The 8,855-nt window shown below is 66.1% G+C and carries 8 protein-coding genes and 1 pseudogene; 6 read left to right on the top strand and 3 right to left on the bottom strand.

Features of this window, described 5'->3' with window-relative positions:
• Window positions 1-676: heme ABC transporter ATP-binding protein (locus EN780_RS20795; RefSeq protein WP_128275169.1), on the top strand; the 676-nt coding region annotated here is incomplete at its 5' end.
• Window positions 677-689: 13 nt separating this feature from the next.
• Here EN780_RS20795 and rirA read toward each other — a convergent pair.
• Entirely contained in the window at window positions 690-1,151 is a 462-nt protein-coding gene (rirA, locus tag EN780_RS20790; protein ID WP_127285960.1) for an iron-responsive transcriptional regulator RirA, read from the bottom strand.
• Window positions 1,152-1,352: 201 nt separating this feature from the next.
• On the opposite strand from rirA, the gene EN780_RS20785 reads away from it, so the two are divergent.
• The 3 genes from EN780_RS20785 (at window position 1,353) to EN780_RS20775 (ending at window position 3,857) form a co-directional block, all read left to right on the top strand.
• Window positions 1,353-2,648, top strand: coding sequence for a DUF445 domain-containing protein (locus EN780_RS20785; protein ID WP_127285959.1), 1,296 nt, complete (start codon window positions 1,353-1,355; stop codon window positions 2,646-2,648).
• A 55-nt stretch (window positions 2,649-2,703) separates the two neighbouring features.
• A complete protein-coding gene (locus EN780_RS20780; RefSeq protein WP_127311406.1) occupies window positions 2,704-3,132 on the top strand; it encodes a phasin family protein in 429 nt (142 codons plus the stop codon).
• A 227-nt stretch (window positions 3,133-3,359) separates the two neighbouring features.
• A complete protein-coding gene (locus EN780_RS20775) occupies window positions 3,360-3,857 on the top strand; it encodes a MaoC family dehydratase (protein WP_127285957.1) in 498 nt (165 codons plus the stop codon).
• Window positions 3,858-3,995: 138 nt separating this feature from the next.
• Here EN780_RS20775 and EN780_RS20770 read toward each other — a convergent pair whose 3' ends face one another.
• Window positions 3,996-5,450: an MFS transporter gene (locus tag EN780_RS20770; protein WP_128275168.1), complete on the bottom strand. Its 1,455-nt coding sequence runs from the start codon at window positions 5,448-5,450 to the stop codon at window positions 3,996-3,998.
• A gap of 114 nt (window positions 5,451-5,564) precedes the next feature.
• On the opposite strand from EN780_RS20770, the pseudogene EN780_RS20765 reads away from it, so the two are divergent.
• Window positions 5,565-6,457: pseudogene (locus tag EN780_RS20765) on the top strand (LysR family transcriptional regulator).
• A 6-nt stretch (window positions 6,458-6,463) separates the two neighbouring features.
• Here the strand turns inward: EN780_RS20765 and EN780_RS20760 are convergent.
• Complete coding sequence (locus EN780_RS20760; RefSeq protein WP_128275167.1) at window positions 6,464-7,882, bottom strand: PLP-dependent aminotransferase family protein; 1,419 nt, start codon at window positions 7,880-7,882, stop codon at window positions 6,464-6,466.
• 106 nt (window positions 7,883-7,988) lie between these two features.
• Between EN780_RS20760 and EN780_RS20755 the strand changes: the two genes are divergently transcribed.
• On the top strand, window positions 7,989-8,855 hold an 867-nt coding region (locus EN780_RS20755), incomplete at its 3' end, for a DMT family transporter (protein WP_133372657.1).

The following is an 8,855-nucleotide window of genomic DNA, read 5'->3' as shown; positions in this document are numbered from 1 at the left end:
GGGCAAGACGACATTCCTCAAGGCGCTGTCGGGCGAGCTTGCCTATACGGGCGGCATTGCGCTCAACGGCTGCGACCTCAAGGCGATGAAGCCGGTTGAGGCGGCGACCTATCGCGCCGTGCTGCAGCAGGCGACGACATTTTCCTTTCCGTTCACGGTGCGCGAGATCGTCAGGCTCGGCCTTGTCGGCGGCCGCTCCGGCGTGCTGCCCGGCGAGGACGCGCGGCTGCCTGAGCGGGCGCTGGCGCGCGTCGATCTCGACGGCTTTGCCGGACGATTCTACCAGGAGCTTTCAGGTGGCGAGCAGCAGCGCGTGCAGCTTGCCCGCGTGCTCTGCCAGGTCTGGGCGCCGGTGCTCGATGGCAAGCCGCGCTACCTGTTCCTCGACGAGCCGGTGTCCAGCCTCGACGTGAAGCATCAACTGATCATCATGGACATTGCCTGTGATTTCGCCAGGCGCGGCGGCGGCGTCGTCGCCATCCTGCACGATCTCAACCTGACCGCCATGTATGCCGATCGCATCCACGTCATGCATCACGGCCGGCTCGCCGCCGCGGGCGCGCCGCAGCACGTGCTGACCGACGAACTGATCGAGAAGGTGTTCGATTGCCGGTTGAAAGTTGGCGTGCTGCCGGCAGCCAATATTCCGTTCGTTTTGCCGCAATCGGCGGCCTAGCCGCCTGCTGCAATCAGGCGGCGGGGGCGCGCTGCTCCAGCATGTCGATGCCAAGCAGATGGCGCACATTCGGGCGCGCCGCCACCAGGTCTGCGATCGTGTAGCGCGACAGCACGGCAAAGAAGGCGTTGAGCGCCTCGCGCAGCGCCGAGTTCAGCGCGCAGCTGTCGACCAGCGGGCATTCGACCGCGTCGTTCTCGAAGCATTCGGCCATGGCGAAGCTCTCTTCGGTCACCCGCACGACGTCGAACAGGCTGATCTGTTCGGCCGGACGGCCGAGCCTGACGCCGCCATTCCTGCCACGCACCGTCTCGACCAGGCCGTTCTCCACCAGCGGCTGCAGGATCTTGAACAGGAACAGCTCCGACACCGAATAGGCGGCGGCGATCTCGGGGATGCGGCTCAGCCGTTCGGTATTGGCGGCGCAATACATCAGGATGCGCATGGCATAATTGGTCTGGCGCGTCAGCCGCATTTCGTCCTCTTGAACCAGTAGCTTGGGCTCAATATGGCCTATACCTTGGAACAATTCCAGACTGGCGGCGCACGATAGATGAATAAACGCGTCAACTTTATGTGCATGGTGGCGCAAATCGTGAGCGTGGGTAGCGTGCCGCGGGCATTTGGCCTCCAGCGTCCCTAGATAAGTCGCAACATCGATCAGGAGCGGCTCACAATGTCACAAGCGGCCCCGGCCATGAACCATGTCCGATTCGACACCGACGCCGCTGCCAAGCTTGCGGCGCTGAGGCGAACCAAGTTCGTGGCGACCGCGGCGCTGGCGCTCTGCGTTCTGGTCTTTGCGCTCGCCAAGTCGTTCGAGGGCACCTATCCGTGGCTCGGCTTCGTCGCCGCCTTCGCCGAGGCGGCGACCATCGGCGGGCTGGCCGACTGGTATGCGGTGGTGGCGCTGTTCAGGCGCCCGCTCGGCCTGCCGATCCCGCACACGGCCATCATCCCGGAAAACCAGAACCGCATCGCCGACAATCTCGGCCGCTTTATCGAGGTCAATTTCCTGGCGCCGGAGCCGGTGCGCGAAAAGCTTGCCGAGGTCGATTTCTCCGCCTTGGTTGCCGACTGGCTGGCCGATGCGGAGCGCGCCGCCGGCCTGTCGCGCTTTGTCGCCCGCCTTGTGCCGCAGACGCTTGCCGCCGTCGAACAATCCGGCCTGCGCGGCTTCGTCACCAGCCGCATGATGGATGAGGTCGAGAAGGTGCCGCTGGCGCCGCTTGCCGCCGAGCTCCTGTCGGCGCTCACCGACGACCGCCGCCACCAGAAACTGTTCGACGAGTTCACCAGGGTGATCGGCCGGTTCCTCAACGACGAGGAGGCGCTCTCCGCCATGCGCGAGAAGATCCGCGAGGAATTGCCGTCGCTGTTCAACCTGTTTCGCGCCGACGCCTATCTCCTGAAGAAGATCGTGGCCTCGGCAGGCACGCTGCTCGAGGAGGTGCGGGCCGATCCCGACCACCCGATGCGGGCAGAGTTCGACCGTTTCGCGAGGACTTTCATCGAACGGCTGAGGACGTCGAAGCAATATGCCAGGCGGGCCGAGCAGTTGAAGCGCGATTTCCTGGAGCAGCCGGAGATGAAGGCGCTGGCCGGCGGCATGTGGGAAAGCCTGCGGCAGTTCATCGAGCAGGACGCTCAGGCGGAGAACTCCCTGATCCGCGCCCACTTGGCCAACATGTTCGTCGAGGTCGGCCGCCATCTGGCCAGCGACGCGCGGATCAGGGCCGACATGAACCAGGGGTTCGTGGTGGCGCTGTCGTCCTTCGTCGAAAGCCAGAAGAGCGGCGTGTCGAAATTCATCGCCGACCAGGTCAAGCGCTGGGATCTCGGCCAGCTCACCCGGCTGATCGAGATGAACATCGGCAGGGACCTGCAATATATCCGCTTCAACGGCATGGTCATCGGCGGCCTTGCCGGCATCGTGCTCTACACGGCCGAGCGGTTGTTCCTCGTCAATTGACGCAAGCGTAGCGTGCTCTATTCTTCCTGGCGGGAGTAGATTGGGGAGCAGAGATATGGCGAAACAACCGGAATCCGACTCGTTCCTGGACATGTTCAGCAGGTTCGGCCGCGACCTGAAGGTGCCGAATGTCGATGTCGAGGCGATAATCAGCCACCACCGCAAGAATCTGGAAGCACTCGAAAAATCGGCCAGGGCCGGCGCGGCCGGCGCGTCCTCGCTGCTCAGCCGGCAACGCGAGATGATGCAGGACGCGCTGCGCGAGATCACCGATCTGGCGCAGAATTACCGGGCGCCCGGCAATCCGCAGGAGTTGATGGCGAGGCAAGCGGAGTTCGCCCGCAAATCCTTCGAGACGGCGCTGAAGAATGCCGGCGAGGTGGCTGAAATGGCCAGGAAATCCGGCACCGAATCCATCGAGATCCTGCGCGAGCGGATCAAGGACGCGATGGCGGAGATCCGCGCCGGCTACGACAAGAAGTGACGCTTCCCAGCGGCGTCGCTGGTGCTGCCTGCCAGGTACCATCGCGCTTCCGGGGGCGGCTAGCTCGCGGGCGTTGAGGGGCAATGCTGCCTTCCGGCGGCATTGTGGACGAGCTGCCACCCATGGCAGCAAAACGCTGCCTGTCGGAACCGATTTGCCAGGCGGCGAATTGACAGGGGGCTCCGCTTCGTGGTCGGGAGACAGGCAAAGCGATCGGGAAAGCAGGAATGACGGAAACACGGCCGAGGACGCCGCCGACCTTCGAGCAGTTGAGGACGATGGCCGGGCAGGAAGTCGGCGTGTCGGAGTGGACGACGGTCGACCAGCATCGCATCGACCAGTTCGCCGAATGCACTGGCGACCATCAATGGATCCATGTCGACCCTGAAAGGGCAAAACGGCAGAGTCCGTTCCGCACCACGATCGCGCATGGCTATCTGACGCTGTCGATCATCGGCGCGTTGGCGCTCGACATGGGCATCGTGCCCGAAAACACCCAGGCCGCCTTCAATTACGGCTTCGACAAGGTGCGTTTCCTGGCGCCGGTCCGGGTCGGCTCGCGCATCAGGTTGCGCACGACGCTGCTGTCCATGGAGGACAGGGGCCCCGGCCAGTATCTGATGAAGGCCGCCAATACGGTCGAAATCGAAGGCGAGCAGAAGCCCGCCCTGACCGCCGAGACACTGGTCATGCTGTACGAGCGCCGCAAGCGGGCAGGGGCCTAGAGCTGTTTGGAATTCTACTCTGGCGGCCATCTGATGGCGTTTTCTGCGCTTACGGTGCTCACGGACCCAAATGTCCGCTGCGCTCCGGTTCTCGAAACCACCACCATATGGTTCGCCAGAGCGAATTTCGAAACAGCTCTAGGCCTCGGTCCGCTCCTTGCTTCTCGTAGCCGCCCGCCGGCAGAACACGGCAAGGCCGAGCGCAAACAGCGCAAGCGCCATCGCGAACCGGAGTGTGACCTGCATTCCGAGCAGGGTTGCCGATGGGGTCGCTGAATCTGCTCCAGCAGATGCCGCGGCGAATATGGCGCCCATCAGCGATGCGCCGGTGATCAGGCCGAGATTGCGCGACAGGTTGACGAGGCCGGAGACGACACCGCGCTGGTCGGCGGTCGCGGCCCCCATCACCGCGGCGTTATTCGCGGTCTGGAACAGGGCATAGCCGCCGCTCAGCGCCAGGACCGGGACGACGTAGCCGGGAATGCCGAACGCGATCCGGATCGACGAGAGGGCAAACGTGCCGAGAACGAGCGAGGCCAGGCCGGCTATCATCGTCGGCTGGGCACCGAAGCGGTCGACCAGCCGCCCCGCCGGCACCGCAGCCAGCGTCGCGACCAACGGTGCCGTGGACATAACAAGCCCGACTGTGGCGGGGTCGAGGCCCAGCGCTCTGGAAAGGTAGAACGGCGCGACCACCAACTGGCCCATCACCACGGTCGAGACGACGACGCTCATGGCGAGGCTTGCGGTCAGCATGCGGTCGCCGAATGCAGCCAGGCGGACGAGCGGCGTTTCGACCTTCAATTCCGTCACGATGAACAAGGCGACGCCAAGGGCGGCAACGACAAGCAGGGCGAGATTGAGCAGACCAACGCTTCCCTTGCCCAGTGTCATGGCCAGCGCGTAGGCGGCCAGCGTCAGGCCGAGCAGAACCGTCCCGAGCGTATCGAAAGCGCTTCGTCCCGGCCCGGACCTGCCGTCCTTGGGCAGCGCGCGCCAGGCAAGCGCGAAAGCCAGCAAGCCGAGCGGCACATTGACCAGAAACATCGCCCGCCAGCCGGCGCCGGCGATCAGCAGTCCGCCGAGCGAGGGGCCAAGCATGGTGCCGATCGACGACATGGCGCCGAGCAGGCCCATGGCGCTGCCGGTCCTGGCCTTAGGGACGGTGCCGGCGACGAAGGCCAGCGTCAGCGCCATCATCACGGCCGCGCCAAGGCCTTGCGCGGCCCGCGCCGCGATCAACAGCCCAAGCGTCGGCGCCAGCGCGCAGAGCGCCGAGGCGATCGTGAACAGGGCGATGCCGCCGAGCAGGAGCGGACGGCGGCCGACAATGTCGGCCAGCCGCCCGGCGCTGACGATCATGGTGGTGATGGCAAGCAGATAGGCCAGCACCACCCATTGCACGGACTGGAACGAGGCGCCGAACACCTGCATCAAGGATGGCAGGCCGACGCTGGCGATGCTGGTCCCGAGAGAGGACAACAGCGTGGCAAGCGACAGGCTGGCCAGCGCCCAGCGAACGGACCGCGTGGGCGTCGCAGCGCCGTCAATCCAATTGCTTTCGGTTCCAACTTTTTCCGCGACGTTCGCCATGGCTTGCTCCTTTGCTTCGGCCTGGTCGTACGCCCCTTGCTGACATGGCGGAAGACGCAGCATTTGCATCTTATTCATGCATGCGACGCCATATATCCGTGCTATGATCCGGCGATGCCGTCACCCGATCTCAACCTGCTGGCCGCCCTGGATGTCCTGCTCAACGAAGGCAGCGTGGCGCGCGCCGCGCAAAGGCTGCGCCTCAGCCCGTCGGCGATGAGCCGCACGCTGGCGCGCCTGCGCGAGGCGACGGGCGATCCGCTGCTGGTCCGCGCCGGCCGGGGCCTTGTGCCGACGCCGCGCGCGCAGGAATTGCGGCTGCAGGTGGGCCGCGTGGTCGAAGACGGGGAAGCGTTGCTGCGCCCGGCCGGGCTGCTCGACCTACAAGGCCTCGACCGGACGTTTACGCTGCGCACCAACGAAAGCTTCGTCGAGGAGTTCGGGCCGCGGCTTGTCGCCCGCGCCGGAGCGGAGGCTGCCCATGTGCGCTGCGCTTCGCGCCGAAGTCCGACAAGGACGTAGCGTCGCTGCGCGACGCGACCATCGATCTGGAGATCGGCGTAGCCGGCGAGACCGGGCCCGAGGTCCGCATTCAGACGCTCTTTCGCGACCGCTTCGTCGGTGCGGCGCGGTCCGGCCATCCGCTAAGCCAGGGCCCCGTCACGCCGGCGCGCTTCGCGGCCGGGCGCCACATCAGCGTTTCCCGGCGCGGCCGCGAGAGAGGGCCGATCGACGAGGCCCTGGAACAGCTCGGACTGCGCCGGACTGTGGTGTGCATGGTGTCCAGCTTCTCGGCGACACTTGCCATGGCCCGCGCGTCCGACCTGATCGCCAGCGTGCCCGAGCGGCATACGGAAGGCGCGCGCGCCGGCATGTTCAGCTTTCCCCTGCCGGTCGCGACAGCGGAGGTGACGATCTCCATGCTCTGGCATCCGCGCCTCGACGCCGATCCGGCGCAACGCTGGCTGCGCGATTGCGTGCGCGCGGTCTGCGCCGCTTCCGGCTGAGCGGAATTACGCTGACATCGCCGCTTCGAGCGCCGTGAAGATGCGTTCGTCAGCCGACTGGGCGACATTGAAGCGCAGGAAGCGGCTGGCCGTTCCGGACAGGCTGAACGCATTGCCGGGTGCCAGCACCACATTGTCGGCCAGTGCGCGGCGAGCGACCTCCGCCGCATCCAGGCCCTCCGGCAGGCTGCACCACAGGAACAGGCCGGCCGGCTGCTCGATCCACGGCGTGATGCCGATCGGCTTCAGGCGGGCACTCGTTTCGGCCATGGCGCGCGCAAGCCGGATGCGCAACGCCTCGACATGCTTGCGGTAGCTGCCGTCCTTCAGCAGGGTCAGCACCAGTTCAGCCGCCAGCCTGCCGCCGCCGAAGGTCGTGGCGATCTTGAGGTCGATGAGCTGCTCGATCCAGTCGCGGGGCGCCGCGATGAAGCCGCATCGCACCGAGGCCGACAGCGTCTTGGAGAAGCTGCCGATCTGGACGACGCGGTTGAGGCCATCGAACGCCGCCAGGCGCGGGGCGGGGCTGTGCTCGAAATCGGCGAAGATGTCGTCCTCGACGATGGTGAGGTCAGCCTGGTCGGCGAGCTTGAGCAGCCGGTGGGCGGTGACCGGCGACAGGATCGCGCCGGTCGGATTGTGGATGCCGGAGTTGGTGATGTAGAGGCGCGGCCGGTGCTCGGCCAGCGCCGCGGCGAACAAGTCGATGTCCGGCCCAGATGGCGTGTAGGGCACGCTGACCACCTTGGCGCGGTGGGCGCGCAGAAGCGCGTGAAAATTGAAATAGCAGGGGTCGTCGACCAGAACGGTATCGCCGGGCTCGATCAGGAAGCGGCACAAGAGATCGATGGCCTGGGTGCCCGATTCCGTCAGCATGATCTGCTCGGGCGAGGCTTCGATGCCATGCCCGGCCATGCGTCGCGCCAGCAACTGTCGCAGCGGTGCCAGGCCGAGCGGCGTGCCGTAATCGGCAAGCGCGACATCATCGGCGCGCGCCGCCGTGCGCAGCGCCCGGCGCAAGGCGGCCTGCGGCATCCATGCGGCCGGCAACCAGCCGCAGCCAGGTTTCAGCACCTCATCGCCGGCTTCCAGAGACTGGCGCGAGACCCAGAGCGGATCGACCTCGCGGTCGAGCCGGGGGCCGATCTCGGCCAGCGACAAAGGCGCCAACTGACCGGCGGCGTAGAAGCCCGAGCCCGGGCGCGAGCGGATCGTGCCTTCGGCGGCGAGCCGTTCGTAGGCCTCTACGACGGTGGATTTCGAAACCCGCATGGATTTGGCGAAGGCGCGGATCGAGGGCAGCCGCGCGCCCGGCGTCAGGCTGCGCGCGGCGATCCGCTGGCGGATGGTCGCCATGACAGTTTCGACAAGGGTGGTCGCGACAAGTGTGCGCGCGGCGTCGGTTTCCAGAACGAGTGCGGTCATCTGTATTGCTCAATGGGCCATTACAGTTTTGCAGAATTGTACCGCATTGTCTCTGGCTGCACCATAGGGGTCTGCCCGATACAGGGCGAAAGCAATGGGGCCTGCAATGGACAAGACCGCGAGCGGCTGGGTGAACGGATTCGTCGGCGTACTGATTTTCTCAGGCTCGCTGCCGGCGACGCGTGTGGCGGTGGCGGATTTCGATCCGACCTTCCTGACTTCGGCCCGCGCGGCGATTGCCGGACTGCTCGGCCTGGTGATGCTCGTCCTGTTCCGGCAGAAACGTCCGGAGCGCGGCGATTTTCTGTCGCTGGTGATCGTGGCGCTCGGCGTGGTGGTCGGCTTCCCCTTGCTGACGGCGCTGGCGCTGAAGCATGTCACTTCGGCCCATTCCATCATCTTCGTCGGCCTGCTGCCGCTGGCGACGGCGATCTTCGGCGTGCTGCGCGGCGGCGACCGACCAAGGCCGGCCTTCTGGCTGTTCTCCTGCCTCGGCAGTGCGCTCGTTGGGAGTTTTGCCTTGACGCAGGGCGTCACCGCCTCGCCGGTCGGCGACGCGCTGATGCTGGCCGCCATTATCGTCTGTGGACTGGGTTATGCCGAGGGTGCCGCGCTGTCGCGCCGGCTCGGCGGCTGGCAGGTGATCTGCTGGGCTTTGGTGCTATCGCTGCCGATCATGCTGGTGCTGACCTTCGTGACGCTGCCGCCGTCCTTCGCCGGCATTGGCTCCGGCGCATGGGCCGGCCTCGCCTATGTCTCGCTGTTCAGCATGCTGATCGGTTTCGTGTTCTGGTATCGCGGCCTGGCCCAAGGCGGCATCGCCGCCGTCGGCCAGCTGCAGCTTTTGCAGCCCTTCTTCGGCCTGGCGCTGGCGGCGAGCCTGCTGCACGAACAGGTCAGCCCGCTGATGATCGCCGTCACCGTCGCCGTGGTGCTTTGCGTCGTCGGCGCCAAGAGATTCGCCAAGCAGGAG

Source organism: Mesorhizobium sp. M4B.F.Ca.ET.089.01.1.1, from assembly GCF_004022605.1.
Classification (GTDB): domain Bacteria; phylum Pseudomonadota; class Alphaproteobacteria; order Rhizobiales; family Rhizobiaceae; genus Mesorhizobium; species Mesorhizobium abyssinicae.
This window is presented reverse-complemented; position numbering and strand designations above follow the sequence as displayed.

What these genes read in the sequence shown, in the direction of transcription:
- rirA (WP_127285960.1), bottom strand. Translation starts at nt 1,151, where the DNA reads ATGCGGCTGACGCGCCAGACCAATTATGCCATGCGCATCCTGATGTAT.
- EN780_RS20785 (WP_127285959.1), top strand. Translation starts at nt 1,353, where the DNA reads ATGTCACAAGCGGCCCCGGCCATGAACCATGTCCGATTCGACACCGAC.
- EN780_RS20780 (WP_127311406.1), top strand. Translation starts at nt 2,704, where the DNA reads ATGGCGAAACAACCGGAATCCGACTCGTTCCTGGACATGTTCAGCAGG.
- EN780_RS20775 (WP_127285957.1), top strand. Translation starts at nt 3,360, where the DNA reads ATGACGGAAACACGGCCGAGGACGCCGCCGACCTTCGAGCAGTTGAGG.
- EN780_RS20770 (WP_128275168.1), bottom strand. Translation starts at nt 5,450, where the DNA reads ATGGCGAACGTCGCGGAAAAAGTTGGAACCGAAAGCAATTGGATTGAC.
- EN780_RS20760 (WP_128275167.1), bottom strand. Translation starts at nt 7,882, where the DNA reads ATGACCGCACTCGTTCTGGAAACCGACGCCGCGCGCACACTTGTCGCG.